At 47.6% G+C, this 19,714-nt stretch carries 18 protein-coding genes and 2 tRNA genes; all 20 read left to right on the top strand.

Features of this window, described 5'->3' with window-relative positions:
• The first annotated feature begins 114 nt into the window (after positions 1-114).
• The 20 genes from K8R76_10035 to rplB all read left to right on the top strand — a co-directional run bounded on the left by K8R76_10035 (position 115) and on the right by rplB (position 19,686).
• Positions 115-190 (top strand) — tRNA-Thr (locus K8R76_10035).
• A 94-nt stretch (positions 191-284) separates the two neighbouring features.
• A complete protein-coding gene (gene tuf / locus K8R76_10030) occupies positions 285-1,484 on the top strand; it encodes an elongation factor Tu (GenBank protein MCD4848520.1) in 1,200 nt (399 codons plus the stop codon).
• A gap of 11 nt (positions 1,485-1,495) precedes the next feature.
• Positions 1,496-1,645, top strand: coding sequence for a 50S ribosomal protein L33 (rpmG, locus tag K8R76_10025; GenBank protein ID MCD4848519.1), 150 nt, complete (start codon positions 1,496-1,498; stop codon positions 1,643-1,645).
• 86 nt (positions 1,646-1,731) lie between these two features.
• Positions 1,732-1,807: transfer RNA gene (locus K8R76_10020), tRNA-Trp, on the top strand.
• A gap of 54 nt (positions 1,808-1,861) precedes the next feature.
• Positions 1,862-2,098, top strand: coding sequence for a preprotein translocase subunit SecE (secE, locus tag K8R76_10015; protein MCD4848518.1), 237 nt, complete (start codon positions 1,862-1,864; stop codon positions 2,096-2,098).
• Positions 2,099-2,172: 74 nt separating this feature from the next.
• Positions 2,173-2,775, top strand: a complete 603-nt coding sequence (nusG, locus tag K8R76_10010) for a transcription termination/antitermination protein NusG (protein ID MCD4848517.1) — start codon at positions 2,173-2,175, stop codon at positions 2,773-2,775.
• A 101-nt stretch (positions 2,776-2,876) separates the two neighbouring features.
• Positions 2,877-3,302, top strand: a complete 426-nt coding sequence (gene rplK / locus K8R76_10005) for a 50S ribosomal protein L11 (protein MCD4848516.1) — start codon at positions 2,877-2,879, stop codon at positions 3,300-3,302.
• A 1-nt stretch (position 3,303) separates the two neighbouring features.
• Positions 3,304-4,008, top strand: coding sequence for a 50S ribosomal protein L1 (rplA, locus tag K8R76_10000; GenBank protein ID MCD4848515.1), 705 nt, complete (start codon positions 3,304-3,306; stop codon positions 4,006-4,008).
• A gap of 14 nt (positions 4,009-4,022) precedes the next feature.
• Complete coding sequence (rplJ, locus tag K8R76_09995) at positions 4,023-4,556, top strand: 50S ribosomal protein L10 (protein MCD4848514.1); 534 nt, start codon at positions 4,023-4,025, stop codon at positions 4,554-4,556.
• A gap of 52 nt (positions 4,557-4,608) precedes the next feature.
• Positions 4,609-4,989 (top strand): 50S ribosomal protein L7/L12, encoded by a 381-nt coding sequence (gene rplL, locus K8R76_09990; protein MCD4848513.1) that lies wholly within the window; start codon positions 4,609-4,611, stop codon positions 4,987-4,989.
• 170 nt (positions 4,990-5,159) lie between these two features.
• Positions 5,160-8,942 carry a DNA-directed RNA polymerase subunit beta gene (gene rpoB / locus K8R76_09985; protein MCD4848512.1) on the top strand — a complete coding sequence of 1,261 codons (3,783 nt, stop codon included), beginning with the start codon at positions 5,160-5,162 and terminating at the stop codon, positions 8,940-8,942.
• A 2-nt stretch (positions 8,943-8,944) separates the two neighbouring features.
• Complete coding sequence (gene rpoC, locus K8R76_09980; protein ID MCD4848511.1) at positions 8,945-13,717, top strand: DNA-directed RNA polymerase subunit beta'; 4,773 nt, start codon at positions 8,945-8,947, stop codon at positions 13,715-13,717.
• Between the two features lie 61 nt (positions 13,718-13,778).
• Positions 13,779-14,150 (top strand): 30S ribosomal protein S12, encoded by a 372-nt coding sequence (rpsL, locus tag K8R76_09975; protein MCD4848510.1) that lies wholly within the window; start codon positions 13,779-13,781, stop codon positions 14,148-14,150.
• Between the two features lie 41 nt (positions 14,151-14,191).
• Entirely contained in the window at positions 14,192-14,665 is a 474-nt protein-coding gene (gene rpsG, locus K8R76_09970) for a 30S ribosomal protein S7 (protein ID MCD4848509.1), read from the top strand.
• 71 nt (positions 14,666-14,736) lie between these two features.
• Complete coding sequence (fusA, locus tag K8R76_09965; protein ID MCD4848508.1) at positions 14,737-16,818, top strand: elongation factor G; 2,082 nt, start codon at positions 14,737-14,739, stop codon at positions 16,816-16,818.
• Positions 16,819-16,839: 21 nt separating this feature from the next.
• Entirely contained in the window at positions 16,840-17,151 is a 312-nt protein-coding gene (rpsJ, locus tag K8R76_09960) for a 30S ribosomal protein S10 (GenBank protein MCD4848507.1), read from the top strand.
• Positions 17,152-17,297: 146 nt separating this feature from the next.
• Complete coding sequence (rplC, locus tag K8R76_09955; protein MCD4848506.1) at positions 17,298-17,930, top strand: 50S ribosomal protein L3; 633 nt, start codon at positions 17,298-17,300, stop codon at positions 17,928-17,930.
• A gap of 2 nt (positions 17,931-17,932) precedes the next feature.
• A complete protein-coding gene (rplD, locus tag K8R76_09950) occupies positions 17,933-18,556 on the top strand; it encodes a 50S ribosomal protein L4 (GenBank protein MCD4848505.1) in 624 nt (207 codons plus the stop codon).
• Positions 18,556-18,843 carry a 50S ribosomal protein L23 gene (locus tag K8R76_09945; GenBank protein ID MCD4848504.1) on the top strand — a complete coding sequence of 96 codons (288 nt, stop codon included), beginning with the start codon at positions 18,556-18,558 and terminating at the stop codon, positions 18,841-18,843. The genes rplD and K8R76_09945 overlap by 1 nt, the downstream gene beginning before the upstream one ends.
• A 3-nt stretch (positions 18,844-18,846) precedes the next feature.
• Entirely contained in the window at positions 18,847-19,686 is an 840-nt protein-coding gene (gene rplB, locus K8R76_09940) for a 50S ribosomal protein L2 (GenBank protein ID MCD4848503.1), read from the top strand.
• Positions 19,687-19,714: the final 28 nt, after the last annotated feature.

Genomic DNA, 19,714 nt, shown 5'->3' with positions numbered 1-19,714 from the left:
AGCATCAGCCTTCCAAGCTGAGGGTCGCGGGTTCGACCCCCGTCTCCCGCTCCAGACATGAAGCTGGGGAGTGAATAAGGAATTATGCGGGAATATCCGTCTGGATGCTGCCGAGCCCACGTAGCTCAGTCGGTAGAGCGCGTCCTTGGTAAGGACGAGGTCAGCGGTTCAATCCCGCTCGTGGGCTCCATATTGGTATTAGTAGTAGAAAAAGCAGCTGAATAGAGAACAGGAATTCAGCAGATTATCCAGGGAACGAAGGATGAGAAAGAAAAGGAGAAATCATGGCTAAGGAGAAGTTTGAAAGGACTAAACCTCACGTTAATGTTGGCACAATCGGTCATATTGACCACGGCAAAACCACGCTGACTGCCGCGATAACTAAATGTCTTGCAACACAGTTTGATAATGTCAGTTATGTAGAATTTGACATGATCGACAACGCTCCCGAGGAGAAGAAACGTGGTATCACCATTGCTACTTCTCACCAGGAATACGAAACTGCGAATAGACATTACGCTCACGTAGACTGCCCAGGTCATGCTGACTACATCAAGAACATGATTACCGGTGCTGCTCAGATGGATGGTGCAGTTCTTGTTATAGCTGCAAACGATGGTGTTATGGAACAGACAAAAGAGCATGTTCTTCTTGCTCGTCAGGTTAATGTTCCAAGAATGGTCGTATTTCTTAACAAAGTTGATATGGTTGACGACGACGAACTTCTGGAATTTATTGAAATGGAAGTCGGCGAACTCCTTGAGAAGTACGGATTTGATACTGAATCACCTATTATAAGAGGAAGCGCACTGAAGGCTCTCAACTCAAGCGGCCTGCCGGATGATGCAGAAGCAAAATGTGTCTATGAGCTTATGGAAGCAGTAGATACATGGATTCCCACGCCGGAGCGTGATACTGAAAAGCCTTTCCTTATGCCGGTTGAGGACGTGTTCTCAATTGAAGGTCGTGGTACCGTTGGAACCGGCCGTATAGAGCGTGGAATCATCCACACTGGCGATAAGGTTGAACGTGTTGGTATTCACGAGACAATCGAAACAACCTGCACGGGTGTTGAGATGTTCAGGAAAATCCTTGATGAGGGTCAGGCTGGAGATAACGTCGGGCTTCTTCTTCGTGGAATCAAGAAGGATCAGCTCGAGCGAGGAATGGTGCTTGCAAAACCGGGTTCTGTTACACCTCATACTGAATTCTTCGCTAATATCATTATCCTCAGCACGAAGGAAGGCGGAAGGAAGAAGCATTTCGTAACCGGATATCGTCCACAGTTCTACTTCCGTACAACCGATGTAACCGGAGAGATTGAACTCCCTGAAGGTCGCGAAATGGCTCTTCCCGGAGATAATATTGATGGAGTAAAAATAACACTTATCACTCCCATTGCCATGGAAGAAGGTCTCCGCTTCGCCATCCGTGAAGGTGGACGTACCGTCGGGCACGGAGTGGTTGACAGAATCGGGGAGTAGGCTGGTTAACTGTGAGGGTAATAGTGACACTTGCCTGTCAGGAATGCAGACGTCGAAATTACACTTCAACAAAGAATCGACGAACAAATCCCGACAGAATGGAACTTAAGAAGTACTGCAGGTTCTGCAGTAAGCATACTCTTCACCGGGAAACGAAATAGATTTTCTGGAGAATTCTGGAAGGATCTCCCGTTGAGCTGATTCAGGATTCTTGCAGGGAATTGAATTATTTATGCTAAGAATCTGCAGGGCCGTAGCACAATTGGTAGTGCACCGGTCTCCAAATCCGGCGGTTGAGGGTTCAAGTCCTTCCGGCCCTGCCAGATAGTCAGCCCGAACCAGATTCTTGAGGAAAAAGAGGACAAAGAGGACTTAGTATGGCAAAAAGTAAATCCAGTGAAGGCAACCTGATCGTGCGTTTGGTAAAAGGTGCTTTCAGGTTTCTTGGCGAAGTTAAAGCAGAGCTGATCAAAGTAGCCTGGCCGACAAAAGATGAGGTTATCGCGTCAACCTGGGTTGTAATTATTGCGGTGGCGATAACTTCCGTATGGATTTTTGCTGCCGATCAGGCCTCCGCCATCCTGGTAAACGGGCTTATTAGACTGATTCACTAGGAGTGTATCCGGCAATGTACATTGTCGGCAGGCTTCTGGATTGCGGCTGACAGCTGCAGCTAAAGGAAAAAATAATGACTGAAGAAGAGACCAGCGGACAGGAAACACCAGAACTGGAAGAAGACCAGACTGATGAGAAGAGCAATGACAACTTTTCATGGTACGTTGTCCATTCTTTCTCAGGATACGAAAAGAGGGTAAAGAGATTTCTGGACATTCAACTGAGCCGTAAATATCCTGATAAGGTTGGAGAGGTACTCATACCCACCCAGGAGGTTTCGAGCACCCGCAGGGGAAGTAAATCCACAAGACAGAAGAAACTTTATCCAGGCTATGTCTTCGTTCAGCTTGAGCTGAATCCGGAAATGATCATGGACATTCGAGCTATGAGCAATGTCAGTGGTTTTCCTCCAATGAATCAGGGCTATCCACAGCCTCTTTCGAATGAGGAAATCAGTCGTCTGAAAGGTCAGGCTGAAGGTTCAGACAGGGCAAGAGTTATAAGAGTACCCTATTCTGTTGGACAGACAGTCAGAGTGACCGAAGGCCCATTTAATAATTTTACCGGGGTTGTGGAATCCATCAATCCCGAACGTGGCCGTGTGAGAGTGATCTTTACGATCTTCGGTCGTAAGGCTCCAGTGGAGATAGATTTCTCACAGGTACGTCCGGTCTGAGAATTTAACCGGACAGTTCTTGAGACGGAATTGGTCCGTCTCTGTAACCAAGCCATCACTACCAGTATGGGGAGGTAGCGACGGCGAAGGAAGGAGTTCCCATGGCCAAGAAGATCTTGGGTGTGGTGAAGCTTCAACTGCCCGCAGGGCAGGCAACACCGGCTCCACCTGTCGGTCCCGCGCTGGGACAGTACGGGATTAATCTTGCCGGTTTCTGTAAGGACTTCAATGCTCGAACCCGGGGGAGCGAAGGACTTATTATTCCTGCGGTCATCAGTATCTTTAAAGATAGGAGCTTTACCTTTATTCTGAAATCCCCACCAGCAGCCGTGTTGCTTAAAAGAGCAGCAGGGCTTGCAAAGGGCTCTCCGGAGTCCAACAGGGAAAAAGTCGGCACTGTTACTGTGAAGCAATGCCGCGAGATCGCGAAAATAAAGGAGAAAGACCTGAATGCCGCTTCAGAGGATGCCGCGATATCGATGATCGCAGGCACTGCGCGGAGTATTGGTCTTGTGGTGGTGGATTGATATGGCAATAATGAGTAAAAGATTCCGCCAGGCAAAAGAAACCATCGATTCACAGAAGCTTTATTCGCTTGAGGAAAGCTGCATGTTCGTTAAGAAACTCGCGTCAGCGGGTTTTGACGAAACAGTCGAAATGGCTATCTGCCTCAATGTGAACCCAAAACATGCTGATCAGATGGTGCGTGGAACCTGCATTCTACCGAATGGTACAGGCAAAAACGTCAGGGTTGTTGTCTTTACAACTGGAGAAAAAGCAGACGAAGCGAAGGAAGCCGGAGCAGACTTCGTTGGTGATGAGGATATTGCCTCAAAGATTCTGGAAGGATGGCTTGATTTCGATGTTGTGATAGCCAGCCCCGACATGATGAGAATAGTCGGAAAGCTCGGACGGGTTCTCGGACCCAGAGGGCTTATGCCTAATCCCAAAACTGGAACAATCACTGCGGATGTAGCAAAAGCAGTGCAGGAAGCCAAAGCAGGCAAAATCAGTTTCAGGGTAGACAAAACAGGGAATCTCCATGTTCCCATAGGCAAAGCCAGCTTTGAGGAAAAGGCTCTCGCTGAGAACGCATTGTCATTTTTCGAGAAGGTCTCTCAACTAAGACCATCGGCAGTGAAAGGACGATACATGAAAAATGTTTCGATCTCTTCCACGATGGGACCGGGTATTAAGATCGATGTCAGCGATCTTAAAACCCTTATTCGATAGGCGGTGATGATATAATGGCTATTTCCAGAGAGCTAAAGGAAAAGGTCGTAGCCTCCCTGGTCGAGGGTCTTGACGGGGCAGGTTCAATTGTCTTCGCTGATTTCACAGGAATTAAAGTTGAGGATATGACCGAGCTTAGAGCACATATGCGTGAAAACAATGTTAACTTCACTATCGTGAAAAACACACTTCTGAAGAAAGCATTCAATCTGATCGAGATCGATGAGAATGAAGGTGTGTTTGAAATGATGGAGGGACCGACTGCATTGGCATACTCCGCTGATGAGGTACTTCCAATAAAGATATTAAGGAACTTCGCAAAGAATCACAAGGGGCTTCCTCAGGTAAAGGGAGGATTCGTATCCGGTGAGACTTATGAAGTTGCGAAAATGATGGAACTGGCCGAAATTCCCTCCAGAGATGAACTCCTGGCCAAAATGCTTGGATCCATCAACTCGCCGTTGCAGGGATTCGTATCTGTCAGCAGTGGAATAATCCGCAAATTATTCTACACCGTTATCGCGATTAAGGATAGCAGGGAAAATTAAGAAAGGTTCAGACGGGACCTGATCGGGTGCCGTTGTAAATGGAGGAGAAAAGATGAGTGATGTCAAGAAGGCTGATATTATCAAGGCCATTTCTGAAATGACTGTTCTGGAGCTTTCGGAGCTCGTAAAGGAGATGGAGGATAAATTTGGTGTCTCAGCTGCAGCACCCGTAGCCGCAGCAGCCGCAGCTCCCGCCGGAGGAGCCGGAGTAACAGATGAAAAGACCGAGTTTGACGTTATTCTTGAGGACTTCGGCTCAAAGAAGATTCCTGTCATCAAGATTATCAAAGATGTTCTTGAGCTTAATCTCAAGGATGCGAAGGAGCTTGTGGACAACGTTCCATCGAAGCTTCGTGAGAATGTGGACAAAGACGAAGCAGAGGTTCTCAGGAAGCAGCTTGAAGAGGCCGGTGCGACTGTCAAGCTCCAGTAACATCAATCTTTATAAGCGGCGGAAGAAGATTTTATCTTCTCCCGCCGCCTGCATCGTGCTGAATAGAAATTGTTTTTTCGTCATTTCACTTCCTAACAAGCGTGAGGAGTGATCAGGTGAGGGTAAATAGACCTGTAAGAAATTATTCAGGAGTGCAGCCGGTTATTGAAATGCCGGATCTTCTGAAAATTCAGAGAGAGTCGTTCAGCAGATTTCTGCAGGATGATGTTCCACCGGATGAACGTCTTCCACAGGGTCTGCATAAGATTTTTCAGGATACATTTCCCATTGAAAGCAGCAATCGCGAATTTTCACTGGAATATGTGTCGTACGAACTGGGCAGACCTAAATACAGCGTTCAGGAAGCCATGGACAAAGGTCTGAGCTATTCTGCACCTCTTACTACGATGCTCAGGCTGGTTTTCCGGACAGGTGTGGACATCGCTGACTCCAAGTCTTCTTCCGATTCCTGGAAAGTATCCAGGATAATCGATCAGTCAGTATTTCTGGGTGAGCTTCCACTTATGACTGCAACCAGTTCTTTCGTAATCAACGGAGCTGAACGTGTCATTGTGAATCAGCTGCATCGGAGCCCGGGTGTGTTCTTTGAGGAAACAACAATGCAGCGGGGTAACCGCATATACAAATCCAGAGTTATCCCGCAGAGGGGTTCCTGGCTTGACCTCAAGCTTGATCATAATGACATAATCTATGCTAACATCGACAGGCGCCCCAAAAGGATTCCCGTTACTATGCTGCTGCGTGCTCTTGGACTCGGATCAGACGAGGACATTCTCGCAAGTTTTTATCCCAGGGTTAAGAGGAATCTGAAAGATGCTCTGAAGAGCCGCTCCAAAGCAATCGAGCTTGTTCTGAAGTCTTTTGCTGAGGACATTGTGGATTCCGAGACAGGTGAGCTGCTTGTTAGATGTGATGAGCCTGTTGAGAGTATTGAAAAAATTGAGAAACTTGTTGAACACGGAATAGAAGATGTTTATTTCCTTTCTACGAGAATGGAAGCAAACGACTTTGATGGAATCAGGAAAACCCTCGCCAAGGAGTCAACAAGTCTTGGAGCAGGAATTGAGAAAAACGAAGACTCAGCCACAATGTGGATCTATGAAGCTCTTCGAGGTACCGAGGCTCCAAATCTTGATCATGCCAGGAGCTATCTAAGATCGATGTTTTTTGATTCCAAGAGGTACAGTCTCAGCGAAGTTGGAAGGTACAAGCTTAACGAAAGGCTGAATATATCCACTTCAATGGAGAAGCTTACTCTGACTGTGCCGGATCTTGTAGCCATTGTAGAGAATCTGATCAGACTCAGAGAGGGAAGAAATACCTCTGATGACATCGACCACCTCGGCAACAGACGTGTTCGCACCGTCGGGGAACTGCTCGGGCAGGAATTCTCAAAGGGTCTCAGCAGAATGGCAAGAACCATAAGAGACAGAATGGGGCATCAGGATCGTGAGAAACTGACCCCGCATGATCTGGTGAATTCCAGAACACTATCAAGCGTGATTAATACTTTTTTCGGTTCCAGTCAGCTTTCACAGTTCATGGAACAGACGAATCCACTTGCAGAGCTTACTCATAAACGGAGAACAAGTGCGCTGGGCCAGGGAGGCCTTACGAGGGAAAGAGCCGGATTCGACGTAAGAGATGTTCATCATACTCATTATGGTCGTATGTGTCCTGTTGAAACACCGGAAGGACCGAATATCGGACTGATCACTACATTAGCCGTATTCGCGACAATTAACAGATTCGGTTTCCTTGAAACGCCGTACCGTCGAGTGATTAATGGTAGAATAACGGATGAGGTCGTCTATCTGTCCGCTGACAGAGAAGACAGAACTACAATTGCTGAAGCGGATGCGCCCATTGATTCCGAGGGTAATCTTACCGGGAATCTGGTTCGATCAAGAAGGGCAGGGACCTTCCCGATGGTAACCCCCGAGGAAGTTGAATTTATCGATGTCAGTCCGAGACAGCTGGTTGGAATATCAGCAGCCCTGATTCCCTTCCTTGAACATGATGATGCGAACAGAGCTCTGATGGGATCGAATATGCAGCGTCAGGCTGTTCCTCTTCTGCACCCGCAGGTTCCCATTGTCGGAACGGGCATGGAGACAAGGGCAGCCCTTGACTCCGGGGTACTCACTACCGCACGGAGGAGTGGAACAATAGAAGAAGTAGACGCAACGCATATCGTTATCAAGGCAGACTGTGAAGTATACGACTTCAATCGGTTTGATACATATCAACTGAGGAAATTTGCCAGAACCAACCAGGATACCTGTTTCAACCAGAGACCGCTTGTAAATGTTGGCGATAAAGTCAGAAAAGGTGATGTCCTGGCTGATGGAATGGCTACTGATAACGGAATGCTTGCACTGGGAGTAAACACAACAGTTGCATTTATGCCCTGGAACGGATACAATTTTGAAGATGCTATTGTTGTGAGCGAACGTCTTGTCAGGAATGATGTATTTACTTCCATTCATGTCGTCGAGATGGAAACCCAGTTCAGGGAGACAAAACTTGGTCCCGAAGAACTGACAAGAGGGCTTCCAAGCGTTGATAATCCATTTGAAATCAGGAATCTGGATGAAGATGGAATTATTAAAATCGGCTCCAGAGTGAGAGAAAGAGATATCCTCGTTGGGAAGATAACTCCAAAGGGAGAGCAGGATCTGTCTCCATCTGAAAGGTTGATCAGAGCGATATTCGGTCAGAAGGCCGGAGATGTGAAAGACGCTTCGCTTCGGGCTCCTACAGGGATGGATGGCGTTGTAATCGATGTCAAGGTTTTCTCAAGAAAAGACAGAACTGAAAGAACCCGCAGGGAGATCGATGATAAGCGCGACAGACTCCGCGTGGAATATGCTGAAGATGAAAAAAGACTCACCGAAGAACGAGACAGACTTCTCAGAGATATCCTGCTTGGCCAGAAGGCAGTAAGTCTTGTTGACAAGCTTACCGGAGAAGTGATGGTCCCTTCAGGCAGGAAACTTACAGCCGCATTCCTGAAAAAAGCGAATTATGTCGATATCGACTGGAGCCAGCAGCTTGTAGAAGATCTGAAAATTGACGATGAAACCAGACAGATTCTGAGGAACGCTGACAGCGAGCAGAGAAGGCTTGAGAGCGGACTCGAAACGGAGGAAGAGAAACTTCTTCGCGGAGATGACCTTCCGCCGGGAGTCATAAAAACAATTAAAGTATACCTGGCAAAACGCCGTAAACTCCAGGTTGGTGACAAGATGGCTGGAAGGCACGGGAACAAGGGTGTCGTCAGCATAATCGTTCCCCAGGAGGATATGCCCTATCTGCCGGACGGGACTCCGGTAGACATCTGTCTTAATCCGCTGGGTGTGCCAAGCAGAATGAATATCGGACAGATAATGGAAACGAACCTCGGATGGGCAGCAAAGAAAATGGGGTATGATGTAAATACACCTGTCTTTGATTCTGCCAGGAATTCTGAAATAGAAGACGCACTTGAGGAAGCGGGTTTTGACAGAGACGGCAAAACCTCACTGTACGACGGCAGAACAGGCGAACCATTTGATCAGCGGGTGACCGTTGGCTGTATGTACATGCTGAAGCTTGCTCATCAGGTCGAGGACAAACTTCATGCAAGAGCAACAGGCCCATATGCCATGGTGACACAGCAACCACTTGGAGGAAAGGCTCAGAATGGCGGCCAGAGACTCGGGGAAATGGAAGTCTGGGCGCTTGAAGCGTATGGTGCGGCACACTGTTTGAAGGAGATGCTAACAATAAAATCCGATGATGTTGACGGCAGGGCTCGAGCTTACAGCGCGATGGTAAACGGGGAGAATATCCCACAATCGCTTACTCCCGAATCGTTCAATGTTCTTCAGAACGAGATGAGAAGCCTGGCTCTTGACGTTGAACTGCTTCCTGAAAACGAGGAGGGGTAGACATGCTGGAGAATATATCCCGACGTGACGCAAGGGTTCTGCTCTCGGACTTCGGGGGCATGAAAATCAGCCTTGCTTCTCCCGAGACTATCAGAAAATGGTCACATGGTGAAGTAACTCAGGCGGAAACAATTAATTACAGGAGTTATAAACCTGAACCCGAGGGACTTTTCTGCGAGAGAATATTCGGACCTGTCCGCGACTGGGAATGCAGCTGCGGAAAGTACAAAAGAATCCGGAACAAGGGAATAGTCTGCGATAGATGCGGTGTTGAGGTCACTCATTCAAGAGTTCGAAGAGAACGAATGGGGCATATCGATCTTGCGGTTCCAGTGGTGCATATCTGGTTCTTCAAATCACGGAAAGTCTCAAAACTGCTCAATGTGACGAACTTGAAGCTTGAACGTGTCATTTATTACGAATCCCACATCGTTACCAAATCTGATCATCCTGACCTCAAATTGGGGACGATACTAACCGACGATGAATACAGAAAAGCGAAGGAAGAGTACGGAGATGTCTTTGAAGTAGGTATGGGAGCCGAAGCTATCAGAGTTATGCTTGCTGATCTTGATCTTGAGGAAATGGCTACAGATCTTCGAACGAGCATAGCAAACGAGACAACCTTCTCGCGCAGGAAGAAGAACATAAAAAGACTGAAAGAGGTTGAATCCTTCAGGCTGTCAGCCGATGACAATAAGCCGGAATGGATGATTCTCAAGATACTGCCGGTACTTCCACCTGATTTAAGGCCACTGGTTCCTCTCGATGGAGGAAGATTTGCTTCGAGTGATCTCAACGATCTTTACCGCAGGGTGATAAACAGAAACAACAGACTGAAGCGACTTCTCGACCTCCAGGCCCCGGACGTCATACTTCGGAACGAAAAGAGGATGCTGCAGGAAGCGGTCGATGCCGTTCTTGATAACAGTTCGCGGCGCAAACCGGTCAAAGGCGCGGGGATGCGGCCGCTCAGGTCTCTTTCCGATCTTTTAAAGGGTAAGCGTGGAAGGTTTCGTCAGAATCTTCTCGGTAAACGAGTGGATTATTCAGGTCGAAGTGTGATTGTTGTTGGACCTGACCTTAAAATGGATCAGTGCGGTCTGCCCAAGACAATGGCTCTTGAGCTGTTTAAACCATTTGTAGTAGCAAGAATCAGTGAACTTCTCGATGAAAGTGTCAAAAAAGCCACAAAGAGATGGGAAGATGCTGAGGATATAGTCTGGCCTGTTCTTGAAGAGGTTATAGAGAACCATCCTGTCCTGCTGAACCGCGCCCCAACTCTTCACAGGCTTGGAATTCAAGCATTTGAACCTGTGCTTGTTGAAGGTAAGGCAATTCAGCTTCACCCTCTTGCCTGCACCGCGTTCAACGCTGATTTCGACGGTGATCAGATGGCGGTTCATGTTCCATTGTCAGCCGAAGCACAGGTTGAATCCAGAATTCTCATGCTTGGCAGCAGAAATATTCTCAGACCCGCCAGTGGCGAGCCTGTGACAACACCAAGTCACGATATGGTCATAGGATGCTATTATCTGACAAAACCACTGCCGGGCGCTTTGGGAGAGGGTATGATCTTCACGTCAGTTGATGAAGTAAGAGGAGCATACGATGCGAAAAAAGTTGATCTTCATGCGAAGATTAAGATCAGGGGTATCAACATTATCACGGAGACGAACGGTAAGAACGAAACGATAACTCCTCCTTTCTGGAAAGACTACACTACCGTTGGTCAGGTTATCTTCAATGAAATAATACCTGATGATCTTGGATATATCATGTCCAACGCGCACATTACTCATGAAAAGGTTTTCAGCAAGAAAGGCTTAACTGATCTGGTAGGCCGATGTTTCAATGAACTCGGATCTGTGATAACGGCAATATTCCTTGATAACCTTAAGGAACTGGGATTTCATTACGCTACCTCCTCAGGTCTTACAGTTGGGATGTGCGATATGCTTATCCCGTCCGAGAAAGAAAGCATAGTTGATAAAGCTGCGCATGAGGTTGAGGAAATAGAGAAGAGTTCCAGACGCGGAGAACTGACGGAAGCTGAGCGATACAACAGAGTTATCGACAACTGGGCCAAGGCTACTGAAGAAGTGAAAAGCGCCATGATGGAAGGACTCAAACATGATAATCACGGTTTCAATCCTGTATTCATGATGGCTAATTCCGGTGCTCGAGGCAGTGTTGATCAGATGAAACAGCTTTCAGGTATGAGAGGTCTGATGGCTAAGCCCAGGAAAAAACTTACAGGAGAGCTGGGAGAAACGATCGAAACCCCGATCACTTCTTCATTGAAGGAAGGCCTCTCAGTGATCGAGTATTCGATCTCTACTCACGGATCAAGAAAGGGACTTGCCGATACCGCTCTTAAGACTGCTGATGCAGGATACCTTACCCGAAGGCTTGTTGATGTCTGTCAGGATGTAATTACAACAATTGAGGATTGCGGAACAATCCGGGGAAGGACCATTACCGCCCTGAAGGAAGGGGAAGAGGTTATTGAACCTCTTCGTGACAGAATCCTGGGAAGGGTTGCAGCGGAGACTATTTATCAGCCCGGAACTGATGATGTAGTATGTCAGGCCGGTCAGGAAATCACAGCTGAACTTGCATCCGAAATAGATAAGCTGGGAGTTGAATCTGTCAGGATCAGAAGCGTTCTGGCCTGCGAGGCATCCAGGGGTTTATGTGCGAAATGCTACGGCTGGGACCTTTCCAGAAACAGAATGGTCACAATCGGTGAGGCAGTCGGTGTGATTGCCGCACAGAGCATTGGAGAACCCGGAACACAGCTTACCCTTCGTACATTCCATACAGGTGGTGTTGCAGGAAGAGAAACGAGAGCGTCTGAAGTAGTCGCAAGACACTCTGGTGTAATCAGCTATAGAAATCCGTGTATTGTGACGAGTACCGACGAAAGCGGCAAGAAGACAATGGTCAGTACCCGTAACACTCAGCTGGATATTCTTGACAGTGCCGGAGAAGTTCAGTCCACCTACGATATTGTTGTCGGCTCACAGATGAGAGTAGAAGACGGTCAGAAGATTGAAAAGGATGGTGTTATCTGTAAAAGTGATCCGTTCATAATTCCCATTGTTGCCGAACAGGATGGTAGTATTCACTACGTTGATATAGAGGAAGACACTACTCTCAAGGAAGAAATCGACAGTGAGCAGAGAAAACAGATGGTTATTGTTGAGGACAGAAGTAAAACCCTCCATCCCCACATTTTCATACTTCCTGAGCAGATGGTTGTTCTCAGCGGCCGTCCAAGACGTCGGGATGAAGAACTCTTCACACTTGGAGAGCTTGTCAAGGAGATGAAAGAGGGTTCCGGACGTATTATCTACACATACAGCGAAGTGAGTTCGTACCGCACTGAAACCCTTTTAGAGGGATTCATCGACCGAATGAAAGAACAGAAAATTCCAGTCATTTCAGTCGATTGCAGAAAGGCTGGCACTGGAAGGTATGCTGCATTTACCATCGCTGCGGGGGAGATTGAGAAGACCCTTGGAAAGAAAGCCGGGAAGGAGATCAATGCCCTGAAAAAAGCCGCCGTCGCTCTTGAGACTACGACGAAGAGGAAAAACGATCAGCTTGAAGAGAAATTTGCTGAAGCGCTTGCCGATCTCAGTCAGAAGGATCCGTTCATCGTAGTAATTCAATCGCTGGATAGAGGGCATCAGGGTACCAGGCAACTGGTCAAATGCATTCAGGACATAATAACTGACAGCAACATGATGGTGATTTCCGACTTTACTTCAAGAGGAACCAGGAGTCATGTTTCTCAGCGGGGTCGAACGAAGAACGATAAAGATCCGGTGGAGCAGTTTATCGGTGAAGCCGTAAAAGGCAAATACCCGATTCCCAGCGGTGCACATCTTCGAGTTCATGATGGAAGCCTTATCAAACTTGGTGTTCATATCGCCAGGATTGAGCGAAAACTCGGCCAGCAGCGTGATATCACAGGAGGACTTCCAAGAGTGGATGAACTCTTCGAAGCACGGATACCAAAAGAAGCCGCAAGCATCGCTGAGATCGATGGTGTAGTTTCTCTGAGTCCTATAAAAGCCGGGATCAGAACCGTAACAATCAGGGCTGATCAGGGTCAGGAATCCGCTGTGAAGATACAGGCTTCTGTTCATATCAGAGTACACGAGGGAGACAGAGTTAAGGCTGGAGATCGTCTTACCGAAGGACCTCTATCACCTCATGATATATTGAGAATCATGGGAACAGAGGCAGCGGAGAAGTATCTCCTGAATGAGATTCAGGAAGTATACCGCCTGCAGGGTGTGAAGATCAACGACAAACATGTCAGTATTGTTGTGAGGCAGATGCTGGCAAAAGCAAGGATTGATGATCCCGGGGACACGACATTCCTTGAGGGAGCACAGATTGACAGGCTGATTCTGCAGAGGGAGAACATGAAGATGATGGCAGAGGGAGCAAAACCGGCAACATCTGCTGTCCTTCTGCTTGGAATAACAAAAGCATCCCTGGCAACAGACAGCTTTCTTTCGGCAGCTTCCTTCCAGGAGACGAACAGTGTTCTTGCAGATGCTGCAACAGCGGGAAAGATAGACTACCTTCACGGATTGAAGGAGAATGTAATTGTTGGACATTTGATTCCTGCCGGTACTGGGATAAAGAAGTATTGTGGTGTCAGACTCACTCTTCCTGACGGTGACTTACTGCCTGAACCGGCAATGACTGCCGATATTGAAGAGCATGACATTGACGAAACCGATTTCGATCTATAGAGTTAGACCTCTTGCGCCTGGGTAGGTGCAAGGTGAAAAGAGCTTTCTGAAAGGAGCTGCAGTGCCCACAATTAATCAGCTTGTGCGAAAAGGGCGCAAGAAAAAGGTGTCCAAGACCAAGGCGCCTGCATTAACCGGATGCCCCCAGAAAAGGGGTATCTGTACCAGGGTATACACCTCAACACCAAAGAAACCGAATTCTGCTCTGCGGAAGGTTGCCAGAGTACGTCTGCGGAACGGTTTTGAAGTAACTGCCTACATACCCGGCATAGATCACAATCTTAATGAACACTCTGTTGTACTTATTAGAGGCGGCAGAGTCAAGGATCTTCCCGGAGTAAGATACCATATTATCCGGGGTGTTGAAGATACTTCAGGTGTTGAAGGAAGAATGCAGGGTCGCTCCAAGTATGGCACCAGGAAAACAAGGTAAAACGCGTTCTGCACTATTGCTGTGCAGACGAGGAGGACTAAATGGCTAGACGCTCACGGCCAAAAAAGCGGGAAGCTGTTCCTGACAGGAAATATGGCAATCTGCTTATGGCCAAGTTTATCAATAAGCTTATGCAAAAGGGAAAGAAATCAGTAGCGGAAAGAATCTTCTATGACGCAATGGACATTATTACGGAGAAGACAGGACAGGATGCAGTTACTGTATTCAACAGAGCCATGGGGAATGTACGTCCCCAGCTCAAGGTAAAATCCCGAAGGGTTGGCGGATCAACGTACCAGATTCCAATGGAAGTTAAACCTCAGGAAAAAGACTCGCTTGCAATGCGCTGGATTATCCAGTATGCAGAAGCCAGAAGCGGTAAAGGCTTGTCAGAGAAACTTGCAGTGGAAATTATGAATGCTGCTAAAGGTGAGAACGCCGGCAGCGTGAAGAAAAAAGAAGATACACACAGAATGGCGGAGGCCAACAAGGCGTTTGCTCACTATCGCTGGTAGGTACACACTTTCCTAGTTCCTCCAGCGACAGATTGCTTCCGACTTGATTAAACTGGAGGATGAATGCTCTCATGAGCAAATCCCTGTCTGACAGAATCCGGAATATAGGCATCATGGCACACATTGATGCCGGCAAGACAACTGCCACCGAGCGGATATTGTACTATTCAGGAATAGTACACCGTCTCGGTGATGTCGATCATGGAACCGCAGCAATGGATTGGATGCCCCAGGAAAAAGAGAGAGGCATCACGATTCAATCCGCAGCAACCACATTCGTATGGAAATCTCACCAGATCAATCTGATTGATACTCCCGGTCATGTGGATTTTACAGCCGAGGTTGAGAGAAGCCTGAGGGTTCTGGATGGAGCAGTTGCGATATTCTGTGCTGTAGGCGGCGTTGAACCTCAATCAGAAACCGTCTGGCATCAGGCTGACAGGTACAATGTTCCCAGGATTGCTTTCGTTAACAAAATGGATAGACAGGGAGCGGATTTTTCAAGAGTACTTGAGATGATTCGAGACATGCTGGGCGCGAAGCCGGTACCGGTAATGCTTCCCATAGGCAGCGGGACCGGTTTTTCCGGAATAATCGATATCATCGAAGGCCATGCGGTTTATTTTGATGAAACATCACAGGGTGCCAGGTTCAGCATTGAAGAGATTCCGGTTGAGTACAGAGCTCAATATGAGGAGTTGCGGGATACTCTCTGGGAAACAGCAGCAATGCTTGATGAGACTGCCATGGAGAAATACTTCAATGGTGATCTGAGTTCTGAGGATGTCAGAAAACTTATCCGAATCGGTACGATTTCCGGAATGTTCGTTCCTGTCCTTTGTGGTGCTGCGCTGAAGAATATAGGTATTCAGCAACTCATGGACGCTATAGTAGACTGGCTTCCATCTCCATCCGAGTTACCTTCGGTGACAGGGCTTTTAAGAGATGGATTCAATACGGAGATTGAACGCAGACTCGATATTCCATTCACAGCGCTGGTTTTCAAGGTTCAGAATGACCTTCATCTTGGGAAACTCGCATTCATGAGAGTTTATTCCGGAATGATAAAAGATGGTGCTCATGTATTGAATAACAGAACCGGAAAGAAGGAGAGACTTACCAGACTCGTTAGAATGCATGCGAACAAGAGAAATCATCTGGACAGTGTTCAGGCTGGTGATATAGCAGCAGCAGGATTAAAAGATGTCGTTACAGGAGATACGCTTACGCTTCAAACCAATCCTGTTGTTCTTGAATCCATCGTTTTTCCAGATCCGGTAATGCAAATGGCAATTGAACCAATAAGCACCTCTGATGAAAAAAAACTCAATGACGCCCTCTCATCACTTTCAGGTGAGGATCCAAGTTTCAGGGTAGGTATTGATGAAGAATCCGGACAGACTTTGATCAAGGGAATGGGTGAGCTTCACCTGGAGGTAATAGCCGACAGAATTCAGCGAGAATACGGAATTTCGGTGAGAACAGGGAAACCCCAGGTTTCATACAGAGAAAGCATTTCACGCGAGGCAACCGGTTCGGGTGAATTCAGCAGATCCATTCAGGGCAGAGGGCATTTCGGACATGCTTTGCTCAAAGTATCACCTGCAGAATCCGGTATAGAATTCGTTAATGCACTGGATAATAATAAACTTCCGGAGCATTTCGCGGATGCCATAAAAAGAGGTGTTATGGGGTCGGTCGGTGCCGGCCCGCTGGCGGGTTTCTCCCTGGATGGAGTTAAAATTGAGCTTCTGGAAGCTGAGATCCATGCAACGGACTCCACTGAAACAGGATATTCCTATGCCGGGGCAATGGCCCTTCGGGAGTGTTTGAAAATCGGTAAACCTGTTCTGAGGGAACCGGTTATGAGGCTTGATATCATATGCCCGTCCAACTGTATTGGAGAAGTGATAGGTGATGTCAATTCCCGGCGGGGCAGTATTGAAAGCATGGAACCCAGAGGAGAGGTACAGTCAATTAACGCAAGGGTTCCCCTTGCGGAACTTTTTGGTTATAGTAGCGCCCTGCGTTCACTAACGCAGGGCCGTGCTGGTTTTTCAATGCAATTCTATGATTATGCGCTGATTGCAGAGAACATCACACGAGAACTACTTGAGCAGATGGGCATTTCCAGCCTGCATATGGGCTGGTGATAATGGTGACAGGAGAATGTATTGAAGGCTAACCGGTTGAGGATCAAGCTCAGAGCATACGATCACAGGCTTCTTGACCGCTCAGCGGCAGCTATAGTACGGGGAGTTGTGAAAACAGGAGCTACTGTTTCGGGGCCGATTCCTCTCCCTACTAAGAGGTCGGTCATTACGGTTCTGAGAAGCCCTCATGTGAATAAAAAATCACGTGAGCAATTCGAGATGAGGATCCACTCAAGGCTGATAGAAATAAAGGATCCTAATGAAGAAACCGCAGCTGCGCTTCGCTCACAGGATGTACCCGCAGGTGTGGATGTAGAGATGAACGAAGTATAAAAACCAGTTCTTATTCTAACTGATCCGGTTTTCCGGATTAAGAGATCTGCCGCAGCACCGGACAATGGCGGTTGTCGGTGAGCGGATTTGACAGAAACGCTTGTCCCTCCGCCTTTCAAGGGGACTTCAGCGATGGGAAGTGATTTATGAGCGGAATTATGGCTCGTAAGATAGGGATGACTCGCATTTTTGAAGATGACGGTAGAGCAGTCCCTGTCACTGTGCTTGAGGCTCAGCCGAATCCGGTTACCCAGGTCAAAACCCTGGAAACTGACGGCTATGAGGCATTACAGATTGGATACAGATCGAAGAAGCAGAAAAGATTGAACAAACCTCTTCTTGGCCATCTTGGTAAAAGTGATGCTCCCCCTGTTTCAAGACTTCGTGAAGTTCCTGTTCCGAAAGGTGATGTCAAAACCGGTGATTTCCTTACAGTTTCCATGTTTCTTCCCGGAGAAAAAGTAGACGTTACAGGAATTACAAAAGGAAAGGGTTTTCAGGGTGTTGTCAAGCGCCATGGATTCTCATCAGGAGATGCTACACATGGAACCAAGTCGCAGAGAGTCCCGGGTTCTATCGGGCAGTGCGCCACACCGTCAAGAGTCTGGAAAAACAAGAAGATGCCGGGGAGAGATGGCGGTACAAGAGTAACCGTACGTAATCTGGAAGTTGTCCGGATTGATGAAGAGCGCAACCTGCTTATTATCAAAGGCGCGGTCCCCGGATCCAAGAACAGTTATCTGCTCATCCGGAAAAGACGTTCGGGAGGTGACAGATAACTATGGCTGATGCAAGAGTGTATAACATGAATGGCGAGGAAATCGACAAGGTTGATCTTCCTGACGAGCTGTTCGGAATGAATGTTCCTACTCACATACTCTGGGAAGTTGTCAGAGCGGAATCATTGAATTCCCGCCAGGGAACGGTTGCCTGTCTTGGCAGGAGTGACGTTAAGTCTTCAGGTCATAAAGTATGGAGACAGAAAGGCACCGGGAATGCCCGAGCCGGCACCAGAGCCAATCCTATCTGGCGCGGAGGCGGCGTAACATTCGGACCGTCACCAAGAAAATGGAATATCAGATTAAACCGGAAAGTAAGAAAAAAGGCTCTTGCCGGTATTCTGAGTGAAAGACTGTCTGAAGGCAATCTCAGAATAGTAAGGGATCTGGAGTCAAGCGGGAAAACCCGTGAAATCGCAGAAATGCTTAATAACCATGAATGTTCAGACAAACGTACAGTTATTCTGGTTAGAGACAATGATGAAGGCTTATTCAGGGCTTCCCGGAATATTCCGAAACTTGCGACCCGACCTGCGCGAAGTATCTCCATTCATGACCTGGTCAATTCAGAAATAGTCCTCCTTTCTGAAGAAGCGGTTGATCTGCTGAAAGAAAGGCTGATATAATGGACGCAAGGCAGATGATCATAAGACCGATCGTAACCGAGAAAAGTACCGTTATCAGGGATATTTCCAACCAGTACTCATTTCGAGTGATTCCCCAGGCGTCCAAAAGACAGATCGCTGCAGCCATCGAGGAGTTGTTCGATGTCCATGTCACGAAGATCCGTACTATGAAGATGCAGGGAAAGATGAAACGACTGGGAAGAAATGTTGGCAGGAAAGCTTCATGGAAAAAGGCTATCGTAACCCTTGCTGAAGGCGATACGATCGACTTCTTTGAAGGGGTGTAAGCTATGAGCATGAAAAGATGGAAGCCGAACACTCCGGGAACAAGATTCAAGGTTTCCCCGGGATTTGATGAAATTACCGTTGATCATGGCGAGAAAACCCTTATGGAACCTCTTAAGAGTAAAGCCGGGAGGAACAACCGGGGAAGAGTCACCGCAAGACACAGAGGCGGCGGCCACAAGAAACAATACAGGATAATGGATTTCAAAAGAAACAAGTTCGGTATTCCCGGAAGAATTGCGTCAGTGGAATATGATCCTAACAGGTCAGCGAGAATTGCGCTGGTTGTCTATTCAGACGGAGAGAAGAGATACATTCTCGCTCCGGAAGGGCTTGTAGTCGGACAGACTGTTACGTCCGGTCCGGATGCTCCACCGGAGAACGGGAATCATCTCCCACTCTCCCGAATTCCACTCGGTTCAACAATTCACAATGTTGAACTCAAGCCCGGTAAAGGTGGTCAGCTTGCGCGATCAGCAGGAGTTTCCATTCAACTGATGGCTCGAGAGGGTAGACATGCTACTCTTAGAATGCCTTCAAGGGAAACCCGAATGGTCCCTGTCAACTGTATGGCAACCATCGGAACTGTTGGTAATTCCGAACATTTCCTGGTTGTACCGGGGAAAGCAGGAGCCCGCCGCTGGAAGGGTCGCAGACCCCATGTCAGAGGAGTCGCTATGAATCCTGTTGATCATCCAATGGGTGGTGGAGAAGGCAAATCGAGCGGCGGCAGGCACCCATGCTCGCCATGGGGACAGCTTTCAAAGGGTTTAAGAACAAGGAAGAAAAAAGCATCTGACAGTCTGATAACAAGACGCAGACCCACTGGAAAAAGGAGGAAGTAGGCTATGGCCCGTTCATTGAAGAAGGGTC

The organism is Candidatus Aegiribacteria sp., from assembly GCA_021108435.1.
Lineage (GTDB): Bacteria > Fermentibacterota > Fermentibacteria > Fermentibacterales > JCC-6 > Aegiribacteria.
The sequence above is the reverse complement of the archived record's forward strand: the minus strand, read 5'-3'. Positions and strand labels throughout refer to the sequence as shown.

Bases quoted from the DNA above. Each gene is read 5' to 3' on its own strand.
- tuf (MCD4848520.1), top strand. From the start codon at position 285: ATGGCTAAGGAGAAGTTTGAAAGGACTAAACCTCACGTTAATGTTGGC.
- secE (MCD4848518.1), top strand. From the start codon at position 1,862: ATGGCAAAAAGTAAATCCAGTGAAGGCAACCTGATCGTGCGTTTGGTA.
- nusG (MCD4848517.1), top strand. From the start codon at position 2,173: ATGACTGAAGAAGAGACCAGCGGACAGGAAACACCAGAACTGGAAGAA.
- rplK (MCD4848516.1), top strand. From the start codon at position 2,877: ATGGCCAAGAAGATCTTGGGTGTGGTGAAGCTTCAACTGCCCGCAGGG.
- rplA (MCD4848515.1), top strand. From the start codon at position 3,304: ATGGCAATAATGAGTAAAAGATTCCGCCAGGCAAAAGAAACCATCGAT.
- rplJ (MCD4848514.1), top strand. From the start codon at position 4,023: ATGGCTATTTCCAGAGAGCTAAAGGAAAAGGTCGTAGCCTCCCTGGTC.
- rplL (MCD4848513.1), top strand. From the start codon at position 4,609: ATGAGTGATGTCAAGAAGGCTGATATTATCAAGGCCATTTCTGAAATG.
- rpoB (MCD4848512.1), top strand. From the start codon at position 5,160: ATGCCGGATCTTCTGAAAATTCAGAGAGAGTCGTTCAGCAGATTTCTG.
- rpoC (MCD4848511.1), top strand. From the start codon at position 8,945: ATGCTGGAGAATATATCCCGACGTGACGCAAGGGTTCTGCTCTCGGAC.
- rpsG (MCD4848509.1), top strand. From the start codon at position 14,192: ATGGCTAGACGCTCACGGCCAAAAAAGCGGGAAGCTGTTCCTGACAGG.
- fusA (MCD4848508.1), top strand. From the start codon at position 14,737: ATGAGCAAATCCCTGTCTGACAGAATCCGGAATATAGGCATCATGGCA.
- rplC (MCD4848506.1), top strand. From the start codon at position 17,298: ATGAGCGGAATTATGGCTCGTAAGATAGGGATGACTCGCATTTTTGAA.
- rplD (MCD4848505.1), top strand. From the start codon at position 17,933: ATGGCTGATGCAAGAGTGTATAACATGAATGGCGAGGAAATCGACAAG.
- K8R76_09945 (MCD4848504.1), top strand. From the start codon at position 18,556: ATGGACGCAAGGCAGATGATCATAAGACCGATCGTAACCGAGAAAAGT.
- rplB (MCD4848503.1), top strand. From the start codon at position 18,847: ATGAGCATGAAAAGATGGAAGCCGAACACTCCGGGAACAAGATTCAAG.